Below are 15083 nucleotides of genomic sequence, written 5' to 3' on the forward strand. Positions count from 1 at the left end.
AGGAACCACGGATGAACAAATATGCCAATAAAGTAGCAGCTATGCTGATAGCCGCAGCGCTCGGAGCGACCTCCGTTCCATATGCGGCGGTCCGCGTGCAGGCGGCGGAGGCGAGTCCCGCGGCGGTCGCGGCGTCGATCTCCACGTCCGATACCGTCATTCGCGCGGCGATTGAAAGCTTGCTTCGCCTCGGCATTCTGGACGGCTACGAGGACAACTCGATCCGCGAAAACCAACCGGTGAGCCGCGCCGAGCTGGCTAAAATGACCGCCATGACTTTCAACTTGAAACATAGCGCCAACGCAACCGCTTTGACCGATGTCGATCCGAACGCGTGGTACCGCTCGTACGCTTCCGACATGGTCGCGCTGGAGCTCATGCAGGCCGACAGCGGCCGGTTTGAGCCGCAGGCGACGGTGTCCGGTGAGGAGCTTGTGCAGATCGTAGCCAAAGCCTTGAAGCGCGACGTCATGTCCGTCCGCCACTGGCTGTCCGGCTACGGCTCGCCTGACCGGGCGGTAACGCGCGGCGAAGTGGCTCTCCTGCTCAGCCAGGCGCATCAGGCGATCCCTTCGGCCGAGGCACGCATTACGAGCGTAAAATCGCTGAACGCCATCGCGCTGCTGGTCACGTTCGACGCGCCGCTGACCGCGGACGACGAACTGTTCGCCAAGGCAAAGGAAGACTTCGTCTTCAACGACGGTTTGACGCTAACCAATCTGCCGCGTCTCAAAACCGGCTCGATCGCTTCCTATATCGTTCCGACGTCGGTGCAGAAGCCGGACGTCACCTACAGCCTGACGTACAAAGGCAGCCCGTCGGGCTCGTTCCAGGGCAGCTCCGCGAAGATCGACATGACGGAAGCCCGGCAAGTGACGAATGACACGTTCCAGCTTGAATCGCTGCGGTCCGCCGGCGTCGCCGATTACGGCTATATGATCGCCGCCTACAGTGCAGGGAGAGGCGCTTACGCCTTTATTACCGACGACAACCTGAGCGCCGACGGAAAAACGTATCAGGTCATCTCCTCCATGCAGGCCCGGCAGGTGACGATTACGCCGCAAGGGGGACAACCGATTACAGCGGCATACGTGCCGTTTACGCAATCCACGGACGGACGTCAGCTACCCAAATTCCGCTTGCCGCAAGGGCAAACGTTGACACCGGGGGTCAGCTACACGGTCACGTCCGACTGGTCAACGATAGCCAATCCGACCTTCACCGCCAAGACAATCGAGCCGCTTAAGCTTACATCCGCCAAGGCGCTTGGCGAGACATCGCTTCAAGTATCGCTGGCGGAAGATCCGGGCGACGAGCTGTTCGCCGGACGCAGCGTCGAGCTGACGTCGCCGGACGGGGACAAGTTGTCGGCAACGTATCGTTATTCCAGCCGGGCAGGAACGGACGGCGTGTTCGATGTGCAGCAGCACGGGAAGCTGAAGGCGGGTACGACTTACACCGTGACCCCGGTCGGCAACTGGGCGGACGGTACCGCGACGTTCAGCGCTCCATGAATAAACAACCGGTCGAGAAGGGACACCCCGTCCCTTCTTTTTGCCGTTTAAGGGGTGACATGCACGGCGGGCTTGCGGTATAGTAGAACATATCAAGGATACAGGGTGTGGGAGATGAGACAGGGGAGTTCTTGCGTCGGGTGTTTGACGGTGTTTTTCGCTTCGATAATTATCTTGACCTTTATGGGAATGCTCGCCCGCTATGGCTGGGTGATCCTTCTGTTGGCTGCGGCTGCGGGCATCTATTGGTACCGCAATAAGTCGATGAATAATCGTAAAGGGCAGGAACAAAATAAAACGGAAATCCGCGAAACCGCAGAAAAAATCGTGCTCCGGGTCGCCGCTCTGAACGAAGGGCTGGTTACTCCGATGGACGTGGTGCTCGCCTCCGATATGACGCTGGAGCAAGCCGGGGAAATACTGGAGGGCTTGCGGCAAAAAGGATACGCCAAGCTGCGCGTCGCCGAGAACGGCTCTTATGTATACCAGTTGGACGGGCTGCTGTCGGCCAAGCAAAAACGCGAGTCTGAGCGGCTGTAAGTCTGCTGCCGGCCGCAACAGTTCTAGTTTCCCGTACCGCTACGTTCCTTCCTGCACCGACTTGCGGCGAGGGTCTTTTTTTGTGCTTGCCAACCCGTACCGTATCCCCCAAACCGATGGAGTGAATAAAATCGATGATTTCGTTCGCCTTGACTTTGAAGCGCATGCTGACCGGCTTGATTCATGCCTTTAAGGAGAAAAATTTTCGCACCTTGTTCATTTTGACGGTGATGATTTTACTGTCCGGCACGCTGTTTTATTACCGGGTCGAGCATTTCACCGTTATCGACGCTCTGTTCTTCAGCGTCATGACACTGACGACCGTAGGCACGGCCGAGCTTGCGCCGCATAGCGATATGGGCAAGCTGTTCACGATCGTCTACACCTTTGCCGGCATCGGCATTATTTTCGGCTTCATTTATTACATCGCCCGCGGCATTCACGCCTCGTCGGCCTCCCGCGGCAAACGCCCCGACCCGGATGCGTAAGCCGCGCTCCCAGGGAAGCCTCCGCTCCTACAGATGTTTGCGGTTTACTTGCTCGTTGCGGATCATCTGCTCCAGCTTCTCCTTCAGCTTGACGTGAACCGCCGGCGTCTTCTTCAGCCCGAACAAGCCCCGCCGTTCCTTCGCGAGCAGCTTGAGCATGTATTCCTTCTCCTCCATCGTAAACATCGCTCGATCCCCTCCTTCTGTTATGTACGCTACTTCCGAGGCAGCGTTTCAGAAAATCGCCGAAACCGAAGAAAGGCCCCCTCCAATCAGGGGACCTTCCTACCACATCGATATGACCGGAATCGGGCCCTTCGCCTCGCTGCAATCGCCAGGCTGGACCGCCTTTCCTTCCGCACGCGCCAGAGCGTAATATTCATAATTTCCGATGACCGAGAAATCGCCCTGCATCACGCCGGGATAAGCGCGGTTCACCGAGTACACTTGGCTTTTGTGCGATTGGAGAGCCCGTCCCTTCTCGCTTCGGTAGTCTCCGATATCCACCTTGCCGGTTAAGCGACACGAGGGCCGGGGACCTTTCTCTTGGCAATGATCGTAATAATGAGGAATGCATACGTAATAAAAATGGGGAAGAGTTCCCGGCAAATAGTCCGCTTCCGCCCAGGCGACCGCCTTCTCCGTCGCTTCCGACACCGCAATATGATCGGGGTGCCCGGTCACGCCATCCGGCGGGAACGTCACGACGATATCGGGCTTCATCTCGGCAATCGTATCGCGAATACGGCGAGCCAGCCTGTCGTTATCTTCATCCTTCAACGTTCCGTCGGCATACCGGTATAAAATCAAATCGGATATTCCCAAAACCGAACAAGCCTCTTGCAGTTCCTCTTCCCGATGTGCGGCCAGCTGTTCCCGGGAACGAATGTCCAGACTCCCCGATTTCCCCCCGCAACCCGACGTGAGGCAAACGAGGAATACTTGATGGCCATGGGCGCTGGCTTTGGCTATCGTTCCTCCAGCAGCAAAAGATTCGTCGTCCGGATGGGCGAACACCAATAGTACTTTCTTCTTCATTTTTTCTCACAGCCCCTTGAATGTCGGTACCCAGGCCTTATTGTACCATAAATGAACGGCAGCGCGGAACACATCAGGGGCTACGGCGGGACTGCATTCAGCCCCTGGATTTCAAATAAGCCAGTCCCATCGCCGTAACGCCGTAAATGGGGTCTTTCTTCGCCGTATCCGGTTCGACGAGCGGGGCGAATTCCTTCGATTTGCGGATCAACTGGTCCCGGACGAGAATATCGTTTTGCAATACCCCGCCTTGCAGGATGATTTTAAACGGTTTATCCTTCAACTGCAATTGCTCCACGACTGCGCTAACGCCGGTATACAGCTCCTGAACGGCATCGGACAAAATGCGCTCCGCTTCCGGGTCTCCGTCCGAAGCGGCTTGGCTGACCAGACGGGACAGCTCGCCAAGCTTATCGACCGAATAATCGGAACCGTACACCCAATTGAACAGGTCTTCTTCGTTGTTCAACCCAAGACGGGGCAAAATCAAGCTCGCCAGCCCGGTTGGCCGGCCTCTGCCGTCGTATGATTTGAGAATGGCGGTGACCGCTTGTTTGCCGATCCAGTAGCCGCTCCCCTCGTCGCCGACGATATGGCCCCAGCCGCCGGCTCTTGCCGTTTCCCCGCGTTCGTTGATGCCGAATACGATCGAGCCCGTGCCGGCGATGACCAGAATCCCCGGTTGACCCGCTGTCGCCCCGGAGAGCGCGGCGAATCCGTCGTTTTCGATCATAATATGGTTCGCGCGGATCGAAAGCCGTTCCAACGATTCCAATACGAAACCGGAAATAATCGCCCTGTCGTAGTCCGTATCCAAGCCTGCTATGCCGAACACGGCGCAGTCCACTTCAATCTGCCCGTAGTCCGGGGATACGCCGGCATTCCGGGCCCAGTCCGCCAATGCTTCGCGGATGCCCTGAGTCAATTCCTCTCCGGCCGCTTCCAGACCGTTCCCCTGATAGTTGCACGAGCCTGCCCTTCCTTGCCCCAGCGTATTGCCTTCCGTATCGGCGATTACGACAAGACACTTGGTTCCTCCTCCGTCAATGGCCAATAAAGGGAGCTTCGTTTGGCTCATCAATCTTCACTCCAGCCGAGCAGCGTCTCGTCCAGCCGGCTTAGCGCCGCATGAACGTTGTCGCCGGTTTGTTGCAGCCAGGAACGCCGGGAAGCCAGCGTTTGCTGTCGGTCGTCGATCATTCTCTTCATTTCCTGCGGATTCGGACCGCCGGGCAAGCTGCGGATATGGACGAAATGCACAGGGTCCAGCGCCAGGGCAAGCGCTGCTGCGGTCAAAGACGAATCGCGTCCGATCACTTCCCGGGCGACTGCGTTCAACAGCGGAAGGGAAATTTCATTGGCGGCAATTCCTTCGGACATCGCCTGCTTCACGACGCCGCTGACGATATGGTGCGCCTTGCGGAAAGACAGGCCGTCGGTCCGGACGAGCGTATCCGCTAGCTCGGTTACCGTAGCGAAGCTGGCTTCCGTCCGTTTGCGAAGCACGTCCTTATCCACATCCACCGTGCCGATGACGGCTGCCAGCAGACGGTACATGTTGTCCATAATGTCCAGGCTTCTCCACATATAAGGCTGCATATCGTCTTCCGTATCGACGATGTCCCCGAACGGGGTGTTATGGATCATCGTCAATACCGTATTCGTGTTGCCTACGCAACTGGACAACAGCGCGCGCATATGCTCAAGCGACACGGGATTGCGTTTTTGCGGCATAATCGAGCTGATCTGCACGAACGGAGCGGCTACCTTCAGCACGCCGAACTCTTGAGTGCACCAGAGCAGCAAATCCTGCACGAGCCTGCCCAGATTGATCGCCGCGAGCTGAATCGCAGTCGACGCTTCGCCCAAATAATCGGCACCGCCGATCGCATCGTACGAGTTTTCGATCAGCTCGTCGAACGCGAGCAGCTCCATCATTTTCTCGCGGCTGACGGCAAAGCCCGAAGTCGTCAGCGCCGCCGCTCCCATGCTGCTGCGGTTGCAGTTCGTATAAGCGGCCACGATGCGGCGGATGTCGCGGTCTAGCGAATCAACGGCGGCCATCATGTAGTGGGCGAGCGTCGTCGGCTGCGCCTGCTGGGTGTGCGTATAGCCGATCATGACCGTGTCCGCATGCTCTTCGGCGAATACGAGCAAATGCTCCTTCAGGTGAAGCGCGGAACCGAGTACGACGAGCAGCTTTTCCCGCAGCACCATCCGGTAAATGCAGATCCCCATGTCGTTGCGGCTGCGCGCCAAGTGCAGATTGCCGGCGATATCGCCCGCGCTTTCCAGCAGCATATGCTCGACTTGGAAAAACAAATCTTCGAACTGTCCGGTATACACGGCTTCCCGCAAAGCTTCCAGATCCAGGCCGCGGATCGCTTCGGCGAGTTGCTTCGCCTCGTCCCCCGACACCAGCCCTTGCTCCAGCAGCATGATCAGGTGCGCTTTGTTAATCGCCATCATCGGCCCAAGCAGATGCGTCTTGGCTTCGTTAAAAGCCGGCGCCAGCACGACCTCCGCATACGTTTTGCCGGGAAAGGCGCTTCCTTCGGTTCTCATCCAATTATCGCGGTATCCCATCCTCATCTTCATCCTCTCTATATTCCGCTTCTTGTTGTCAGCCAGTTCCGGATCAACACGTTCATGTTTTTAGCGGCTTCCTCTACGATGCTTTGTCCCGCTTCCAGCGACGTATGGCGGATTTGTCCGGTGTAGCCGTCCCAGCCTTGCGGCGTCCCTTCCACGAGCACATAGGGCAGCGGGGATAAAGCCGCCGGGGAATCCAGATCTTCGTCGCCATCCTCAACGGATACGAGGTCCGGACGAAACGCCTTCACGGCGGACATCTCGTAAGGACCGCCATGACCTCGGCCCGGCGCGCCTCCGAAATACCCTTTCTCCTGCGTAAACGAAATGGCGGCCATCTGCCACCAATTGATAAGCAGGAAGCTCGCGTCCGGATATTTGCCGGTCACATACTCGGCAACGGTCCGCGACGGGCCCATATTGGCGTCGTGGGCGTTCAGCAAAATGATATTGCGGATGCCGAACCGGCAAATGTCCTCCGCAATGTCCGACAAATAGTCAATAAACACCGACGGACGAATCGAAATCGTCCCCGGGTAATGCTCGGTTTTGCCCGGACAAGCGGTATAAGGAACGACAGGGTAGATCAACGGGCCAAGCTCGGGATCGATCCGCTCCGCGAACCCTTCCGACAAGACGATGTCGGTGCCGAGCGGCGAGTGAGGGCCGTGGTATTCAACCGAACCTAGAGGTATGACCGCGAACCGGGTTTTCTCTAATGTCCCGGCGATCTCCCGGCCGTGTACGTTTGTAGCGAGCATGCGGATATAAGCCTCCATTCGGAATGGAATATGGAAGGCCCCGGATAGGGCCTTCCCGTATTGGTTTTACTGATGCTGGCTGATCATATTGACAAACATCCGGATGGAGCCCGGCACAAGGGACGGAACTTGCCGGTACCAGGCCACGCTGCTGTACGTGTACACGCCTTTGCCGTAATGCGCGGTCAGGAAAGTACCCGTGAATTCAGCCTCGCCCGGATCTCCGTTCGAGATCAGTTCCACGTACTCCTTGCCCCACTCTGCCGGATTGTAGGCGGAGCGGTCCTGCACCCAATTCGCCCAATCCGCTTCCGTAATCTTGTTCGGCGTGTTGAACATCGGGTTTTCGGGAGCGAGCGTCGTCACTTTGGAATTTTCGTCCGTGACGCGGAACTTGATGAGCGGCGTGCCGATCTTGATCGGATACGGCGCCAGCTCCGGCGTCCACTTGTCTTCCGGCTTATGGTATTGCACGACGAGGTTGCCGCCGTTTTCCACAAATTGAAGCAGTCTTTGATTGCTTGGAATCAGCTCCGGCCGGAAGGCGTAAGCGCGGATGCCGAGCACGATGGTATCGTATTGCGACAAGTCTCCGGACTCGATGTCCTGGGCGCTGAGCTTCGTGACGTCTACTCCGACTTGACGCAAATATTGGTCGATCGTATCGAAGCCGCTGGAGACGTAGCCGACTTTCAGCTTCTCCGGCAAAGCCAGGTCGAACGCTTGAATTTGCAGTTGAGCCGGTTCGATTAAGTATGTTTTGCCGATATGCGGGTAATCGATCACTTGCGCGCCTTTGGTGCTAACCGTTTCGCCGTTTTGGGCTTTCGCGGAGATGACATACTTGCCGTTAGCCGTAGCGGCCGACGGAATGACCGTGAACGCGGCGGAGTTCGTTTCTCCTTTGGCGGCGAAGCGAATGTCCACTGCGGCAGGCTCCACCTTCCAGCCTTGCGGTACGTCCAGCGATACCGAAGCCGTAGAAGCGCCAGGCGTATAGTTGCGCACCGTCACTTTGACCGGGATCGGCTGATCCGCCTTCAGCGTGTTGACCACCGTCGCGCCCGGACTGAGCGTCATCGAGTACGGCGGGAGCACCGCAACCGCATTTTGCGGAACGACGTTCAGCTTGGCGGACGTATTGAACGCCGTATATTCCACGTTAGCGCTCAAGATTGCAGGAGCGTAAGGCTGAAAATCCTCGGCATCCTTCGGTACGCTGACCTCGAACGTCGTTGATACCGTTTCCCCGTTGTACAGCTTGTCGAAGTCGGTTTTTCCTTCCGCCTTCGCTTCCCACCCTTTCGGGAGGTTCAAGCCGAGCTTGATGCTTTTCAGTTGAACAGAGCCGCCGTTATAAGCAGTTACTTGGACTTTGGTCTTCTGTCCGGGAACCAGCTCGCCGGTAGCCGGCTTGACCTTGGCCACGACGGATGCCGCTTCCATGCTGGCTTTATTGAGCTGCTCTTCCTTGACGCCGAGACGGTACAGCAAATCCGTCTTCATGCTCTTCTCCAGATCGGCGGACTGAACGGCCGCGAGAGCGGTTTGCACGTCGGCCTTCATATGGTGCACCTGTTCGGCCACTTTGGCGAAGTTCGGATAAGCGGCGATGACGTCCTCCGCATCCTTATGGAGCGATTGCAGGTTTTTCGCCACTTGGCTGTCCTTATGCTTCGCTGCCACTTCCTTGGCCAGATCGTCGAACGTATAGGCAATGCCGTCGAAGAAGCTTTTTTCTTTATCGCTTGTTTTTACCGTCGTATATTCGAGCTTGTAAAAGCTGTTGGAAGGACCTTCGTCATAAATGCGGCCCATCCCCTGGCTTTTGTGCATGAAGCGCGATTCTTCGCCAAGCTGCGTATAGGAGGCTCCGTAAATTTCGTCATAATCCCCGACCGGAACCGCTACCGTATAGTCCTTGGAGCTGCCCGGCAAATACATCTTCTTGATCTGCCAAGGCTGCAGCCCCTTCTCCAGATGCTCCGGGAACACTTTCTCGTCCGCCGCATCCTTGAACGCCCGCGTCGTGATCACATTAATCGCTCTATGATGGCCGTGTGTCGAGTCCTCGTTGAGGAACGACGGGTAGACGACATCCGGGCGATATTCGCGGATTTTGCGGATGATACGCTCGTAAGCGACCGAATCGCCCCACATGCTGAGCGTTTCGTCCGGGCTTTTGGAGAAGCCGAAGTCAAAAATCGGGTCGTTCACTTTCTCACTCAGCATGCCAAGCTTGATGTTCGTTATTTTGGACGCTTCCTGCAGCTCCCGGCTTCTGATCATGCCTAGCGCATTGTTAAGTTCGCTGCCGATCTCGTTCTGACCGCCTTCCCCCCGGTTGGCAATGACACTGGAGGTGTCGACGCCTCTCCCGAGAGACAGATAGGCGAGCGTCGCGCTGTGCTCGTCGTCCGGGTGGGCGCCGGTGTTCATGGCGCTGGCCACGGTCGTGAGCGGCTTGATCGATTTCCACAGATCGACGACACCCCGATCCGCATAGGCGGGTGTAGCCGGCATAACCGGCAGCAGCAAGCTTGCGGTTACCGCTGCGCTGGTGGCGATCGTGACTAATTTCGTACGCGCTTGAGTTTTGTTCAACCTAACTCCTCCTTATACATACCGATATTAGCGGGCGGGCAGTGGCCAGCTCCCCGCCACTATCATGACGTGGATGTAACCCCTAGGAGGTCGCCACATTATGACCAACGTTTATACTGCCGTTCCCGCCTTGTCACCTGTTAATCTGCGGGAAATGAAGAGGACGATGATGATCAGAGCAATTTGCAGCACGCCGTACGCACAAGCCGTTCCGAATTCGAACGAATACATTCTTTGGAAAATCTCTACCGAAATCGGCGTTGTCCGCGCCGTAAACAACAGAATGGAAGATACAAACTCGCCGATTCCCTGCACGAAGGCGAGCAAAGAGCCGGCCAAAATTCCGCTAAGCGCCATCGGAAAGACGACCCGTCTGAAGCTGTACCACCAAGTAGCGCCAAGATTGCGCGCCGCTTCTTCCACCGAACCGTCCATCTGCATCAGCGTGGCCGACGTGGAGCGGAACACAAGCGGCAAATGCCGTACGAAATAAGCAAGCGGCAAAATCCAGAAGCTGCCGATAAACACCTGATTAAAACTGAATACATTCGGTTCGCTGAATGCGGCGATCAGGTTGACAGCCACGACCGTACCTGGCAAAGCCCAAGGCAGCATGATCAGCACGTCAAGCAGCGTTTTTCCTTTAAAATTCATCCGAACGAGCGCATATGCCGCGGCTACCCCGAAGATGATATTGCCGATCGTCGCTATGAAGCTCATCTTGAAGCTGTTGGCGATTGGGCGCCATGTCCGGCTATCCGTAAACAGATCAATATAATGCTGAAGCGTATAGGACGGCGGGAAAATTTGCGTCGTCCATGTCCCGTCTGTTGAGAACGAGATCAGCACAAGCACGAGAATGGGCAGCATTAATACAACGACACCGATAAACGACAAGACCATCGATACATATTTGCCGGCCTTGCTCTTCACTTCCGTCCGGTGGACGCTGATCCCTTTGCTCATATTCTGATAATTGCGCAAGCCTTGGTACCACCGCATCACCATCAGGAACACGATGGACACGATGGATAAGATCGTGGACTGCGTAGCAGCCATATCCAAATTCCCGTTCGTCCGGGACAAATAAATTTGCATCGTCATGGTCCGTTCGATGCCGAAAATAAGCGGCGCCGTATAGGAAGCCATCGAAATCATAAATACGAGCAGCGAGGAAGCTACGATCGCGGGGGTCAGCATCGGCAAAATGACGCGCCTCCACACATACAGCCGACCCGCCCCGAGACTGGCCGCGGCTTCTTCCAGCGAAGGGTCGAGCCCTTTGATCGCCGAGGAAGCGGTCATATAGAAGTAGGTGTACATGGTGAACGTATGCACGACCAGTACGCCCCACACGCCTTTCAACGAGAACGGCACCTGATCCAGCTGGAACAGCCATTTCAGCGAGCGCGGGATAATGCCGCTTTCCGCATACAGAAACGTAAAGGAAAGCACGCCGACGAGCGGCGGCAGCGCCATCGGTACCATAGCCAGCACGACGAGCAGCTTGCGGCCGGGAAAATCGTACCGTTCCAGCAGGAACGCCATGGCCACGCCGACAATCGCGCACGTGATCACGCTGAGGACGGATAAGTACACACTCGTCCACAGAGCCTCCAGATTGGACCTATGCTCCAGGCTGAAGAATGCCCCATAGTTTTTCAGCGAAAACTTGTCGTCCGCCATAATGCTCTGCACGAATGTCTGGAACAGCGGATAGACGACATAAGCGAGCAGCACGAGAAACAACGGCGCGACGAGCACATAAACGAAATAGCGGGAAGTGGTTATCGAGCTCCAAAAACCGGCGGACGAAGTCGACGATTTCGCGTTCGCTTTCATCGTTCGCCTCCCAGGAAATAAACGCTCTCCTTCGGAATATGCAGCACCAGCTCTTCCCCGCGCTGCCGGAGCCGGTGTCCCTGATGGACGAACATCGCCCGAACCGGGGTGTAGCCGACGGAGGCGACATAATTGACGCTAATGCCGGTATATTCGGATATCGAAACGGTTCCCTTCATTATATTGGGCCCGTCCTTTTCCTCTGTCATTGCTTCGCGGATCGCTTCCGGGCGGACGGACAGCACGACGCTCCCTCCGACCTCAAGCCGACAGGCCGGAGCCGCATTGCCGATTATACCGGTCAGACGCAAGCCCGGAGCGATGGAGACCGTCGCTTCCTTGCCGTCGATCCGTTCCACCGTGCCTTCCCACAGGTTCGATTCGCCGATAAATGAAGCCACGAACCGGTTGACCGGACGGTTGTAAATTTCTTCAGGTACGCCGATCTGCTGCACGACGCCGCCCTGCATGACCATAATGCGGTCGGACATCGACATTGCTTCCGCCTGATCATGGGTGACGTAGATCGTCGTAATGCCCAGTTCCTGCTGGAGTCGCTTGATCTCCAGGCGGGTTTCTTCCCGCAGCTTGGCGTCCAGGTTGGACAACGGTTCGTCGAGGAGCAAGATTTTCGGCTCGATGACCAGAGCCCGCGCCAACGCCACGCGCTGCTGCTGTCCGCCGGACAACTGGTCGATGCGCCGGCTGCCGAATCCTTCCAGATGCACCTGCTTCTGCGCGCGCTCCACCCGCTCCACGAGCTCCCGCTTCGGCACTTTGCGCACCTGCAGGCCGAACGCGATATTTTCGAATACGGTCATATGCGGGAACAAAGCGTAGTTCTGGAATACCATCCCCGCATTCCGCTTGTTGGGCGGCAAGTTGGTCACATCTTGATTGCCGAATAAAATGCGTCCGTCGCTCGGAAAATAAAATCCCGCTATCATGCGCAGTGTTGTCGTTTTGCCGCATCCGCTCGGGCCCAGGAACGTGAAAAACTCTCCCGGCTGGATATGGATGTGAACGTCCGCCACTCCTTTTACATTTCCGAACTGCTTGCTTACATGATCGAGCATTACATCAATCAAGCACGGTTCCTCCCTTGATGAATTGACCGGGCGGAGGAACGCTCCGCCCGGACGGCCTTGCCCAGCTGTTATTTTCCGCCCTTGCCCTTGATGTTCTCATCCCAATACTGCATCCAGTCCTTCTCTTTGTCGGCCATCATCGTCCAGTCAAGGTTCAACGGCTTCAACTCGAGGCCTTTGAGCCATGCCGGCATATCTTTGCTCAGGTCGGTACGGGTCGGAATCTGGTACAGCTTCTCCGCGAGCTCTACGCGAAGCTTGGAATCAAACAGGAATTCGTAGAACGTTTTGGCGGCCGCCATGTTTTTGGCGCCTTTGACAATGCCTACGCCGTCGACGAGAATCGGTGCGCCGCTTGCCGGATAGATAAAGTCGAACGGTTGGTTTTTCGTTTCCTTCTGAATCATGATGTCCTGCAGGTTCCACAGCGACAAGGAGCCTTCCTCGCGCGCCAGCTTCAGGTACAGGTTGGTCGGGTCTTGCGCGTATTCCTTCGTGTTCGCGTCCAGCTTCTTCAGCCAGTCGTAGCCTTTTTGCGGCTCGGTGCCTTGACGCAAAATCATCGCGGAATAGATCGTTCTCATCGTTCCGGAAGCCAGTACGCCGCGGATGATGATTTTGTTTTTATATTTCGGATCGAGCAGGTCGTCCCAATCTTTCGGAGCGTCTTCTTTTTTCAGCGCTTTCGGGTTGTACATGATGACTTCCGGCAGCAGCATCTCGCCGTACCAGCGGTCCTGAGCGTCTTTGTACAGCGCCGGCACCTGGTCGGCGAAGCTCGGCTTGAAGCTTTCCAGCAAGCCTTCGTTGGCTGCCGTCATCAGACCGGACTGCGTGCCGCCCCACCAGAAGTCCGCCTGCGGATTCGCTTTTTCGCCGCGTACCCGCTCCAGAACTTGCTGGGCGCCCATCGTCAGCACTTCGACTTCGATATTCGGATTTTTTTCTTTGAATTTAGGAATAATTTCGTCGACCACGTTTTTGTCTCTGGCCGTGTAGATGACGAGCTTTTGCTTTTCAGGCGGCTTGGCCGTCTGCCCCGAGTTGTTTTCCTGCTTGGGAGCTTCCCCGGATTGGTTTCCTCCCGTTGTCGCCCCGCCACAAGCGGTTACAGCGAACATGGCGATACTGAGCACTGCGCCCGTCAGCCATTTCGAAGATTTTTTCATGTTTGTATTGCCTCCCTTTTTTATCATACTCTGGATGCGGCCTCGGATGGGAACGCCTCCAGAACGCTGTGAATGGCCCCCATAATGCCCGCGTGCTCTCCAAGCGAAGCAAGCTTCAGTTCGGGAACGGACGGCACCCAATCGGACAACGACTTCTTGATCGAATGCAATCCTTCCTCGCCGAGATGAATAAGCTCCCCGCTCAAGATGAGCAGCTCGGGATCGAGCATGCTTGCCATATTGGCGATACCGATCGCCCAATGCTTGCAGGTGTCGTCGAGAAGCTGACGCGCTTCCTTCATCCCCCGGTCCGCATAGTCGGCGATTTGTCTGATGATGCTGCCGCTTCCCACGTAAGGAAGGATGTACCTCGCCTTCTCGCGGACGGCGGAGACGGAGTAGTTTTTTTCGAATACCCCGAACTCCCCTTGTAAGCGTTTTCCAATTGGACCGATCATCATGTAACCGATTTCACCGCTGGCCTCTCTTGCCCCTCTGTATAATTGTTTGTCTATAACGATTCCGGCCCCGATCCCTGTGCCCACATACATGTAAACCAGGTTGGAATAGCCGATTCCGGCACCCCTGCGGTATTCTCCCAAAGTCATCAAGTTGACGTCGTTATCGATTATGACGGGCAGACCGAGCTTCTCCTCGATTTCTTTCCGGACAGGCAATCCCATCCATCCCGTACTTGGTGCATAACTGATCGTGCCGTCTCTGCGTCGGGTAATACCCGGCAAACCAAGTCCGATCCCCAACAGCCTGCTTTTATCAAAGCCGCTTCGGGCCAGAAGCACCTTGAGGCCTTCGGCAACGCTTTCAATTGCCTTCTCCCCATCCATCGGCGACGACAGCGAAATTTGGTGCCGGTACAGCGTGTCGCCCTTCAAGTCCGCAATAGCCAGCTGCATCGTGCTTCCTTCGAATACTGCCCCTACCACCCCGAAGGCCGCGAAGTTGTATTCCAGCAATATAGGCTTTCTGCCGCCTTTGGACGTCCCCATGCCGATTTCGTGGATGAGGCCTTCCTGAATCATTTCATCGACCAACGAGGAAACGCAAGGTCGACTCAGCTCCGTTAGCTTGGCGAGATCGGCTCTGGATACTCCCGTGTTGGCTTTCAGGCTGAGGAGAATATTTTCCCGGTTCATTCGTTTGATCAATTTGGTACTTCCCGGCTGAGCGCGACCAATCAATTTTTCACCTCCTTTTGTTAGTTAAGGTTACTAACAAAGTTTCGTTATGACTTGATTTTAGGGGAAGTGTTTGCCCATTGTCAACGGGAATTTCATAAATTATTAATATAGTGGGACGTTTTTTGTCCAATCTTACAAAGATTCCGCGTCCTTCATAGAGCCTTGTCGACAAGATTACCAAAGTCCATTTTGGCAAATTCGCAAACTTTAACAAAGTATCCGGCGGAAAGACGAAACAACCCGATGCG

General features: G+C 56.1%; 13 protein-coding genes. 3 read left to right on the forward strand and 10 right to left on the reverse strand.

Annotation, left to right across the window (positions count from 1 at the left end; translation table 11 throughout):
* Positions 1-11: 11 nt before the first annotated feature.
* From ABD796_RS21635 to ABD796_RS21645, 3 genes are all read left to right on the forward strand, one after another.
* Positions 12-1514, forward strand: coding sequence for an S-layer homology domain-containing protein (locus tag ABD796_RS21635; protein WP_344911668.1), 1503 nt, complete (start codon positions 12-14; stop codon positions 1512-1514).
* A 114-nt stretch (positions 1515-1628) separates the two neighbouring features.
* Positions 1629-2054: a hypothetical protein gene (locus ABD796_RS21640; protein ID WP_344911671.1), complete on the forward strand. Its 426-nt coding sequence runs from the start codon at positions 1629-1631 to the stop codon at positions 2052-2054.
* Between the two features lie 134 nt (positions 2055-2188).
* Entirely contained in the window at positions 2189-2542 is a 354-nt protein-coding gene (locus tag ABD796_RS21645) for a potassium channel family protein (protein WP_344911673.1), read from the forward strand.
* 27 nt (positions 2543-2569) lie between these two features.
* Here ABD796_RS21645 and ABD796_RS21650 read toward each other — a convergent pair whose 3' ends face one another.
* The 10 genes from ABD796_RS21650 to ABD796_RS21695 all read right to left on the reverse strand — a co-directional run bounded on the left by ABD796_RS21650 (position 2570) and on the right by ABD796_RS21695 (position 14835).
* Complete coding sequence (locus ABD796_RS21650; RefSeq protein ID WP_344911677.1) at positions 2570-2728, reverse strand: hypothetical protein; 159 nt, start codon at positions 2726-2728, stop codon at positions 2570-2572.
* 99 nt (positions 2729-2827) lie between these two features.
* Entirely contained in the window at positions 2828-3580 is a 753-nt protein-coding gene (locus tag ABD796_RS21655; RefSeq protein ID WP_344911681.1) for a PIG-L deacetylase family protein, read from the reverse strand.
* Between the two features lie 97 nt (positions 3581-3677).
* Positions 3678-4658 carry an N-acetylglucosamine kinase gene (locus tag ABD796_RS21660; protein WP_344911684.1) on the reverse strand — a complete coding sequence of 327 codons (981 nt, stop codon included), beginning with the start codon at positions 4656-4658 and terminating at the stop codon, positions 3678-3680.
* Positions 4658-6166 (reverse strand): argininosuccinate lyase, encoded by a 1509-nt coding sequence (gene argH / locus ABD796_RS21665; protein WP_344911686.1) that lies wholly within the window; start codon positions 6164-6166, stop codon positions 4658-4660. The genes ABD796_RS21660 and argH overlap by 1 nt, the downstream gene beginning before the upstream one ends.
* Positions 6167-6183: 17 nt before the next feature.
* Positions 6184-6933, reverse strand: a complete 750-nt coding sequence (locus tag ABD796_RS21670; protein ID WP_344911690.1) for a creatininase family protein — start codon at positions 6931-6933, stop codon at positions 6184-6186.
* Between the two features lie 66 nt (positions 6934-6999).
* Positions 7000-9456, reverse strand: a complete 2457-nt coding sequence (locus tag ABD796_RS21675) for an NEW3 domain-containing protein (protein ID WP_379117683.1) — start codon at positions 9454-9456, stop codon at positions 7000-7002.
* Positions 9457-9648: 192 nt separating this feature from the next.
* On the reverse strand, positions 9649-11379 hold the full coding sequence (locus ABD796_RS21680; RefSeq protein WP_344911697.1) for an ABC transporter permease: 1731 nt from the start codon (positions 11377-11379) through the stop codon (positions 9649-9651).
* Positions 11376-12467 (reverse strand): ABC transporter ATP-binding protein, encoded by a 1092-nt coding sequence (locus ABD796_RS21685; RefSeq protein WP_344911700.1) that lies wholly within the window; start codon positions 12465-12467, stop codon positions 11376-11378. The genes ABD796_RS21680 and ABD796_RS21685 overlap by 4 nt, the downstream gene beginning before the upstream one ends.
* A gap of 68 nt (positions 12468-12535) precedes the next feature.
* The gene (locus ABD796_RS21690) at positions 12536-13636 is read right to left on the reverse strand and encodes an extracellular solute-binding protein (protein ID WP_344911703.1); all 1101 of its coding nucleotides are present in this window, start codon (positions 13634-13636) and stop codon (positions 12536-12538) included.
* A 23-nt stretch (positions 13637-13659) separates the two neighbouring features.
* A complete protein-coding gene (locus tag ABD796_RS21695) occupies positions 13660-14835 on the reverse strand; it encodes an ROK family transcriptional regulator (protein ID WP_344911706.1) in 1176 nt (391 codons plus the stop codon).
* Positions 14836-15083 lie beyond the last annotated feature (248 nt).

Source organism: Paenibacillus hodogayensis, from assembly GCF_039536325.1.
In the GTDB taxonomy this organism is placed as follows: Bacteria; Bacillota; Bacilli; order Paenibacillales; family NBRC-103111; genus Paenibacillus_AB; species Paenibacillus_AB hodogayensis.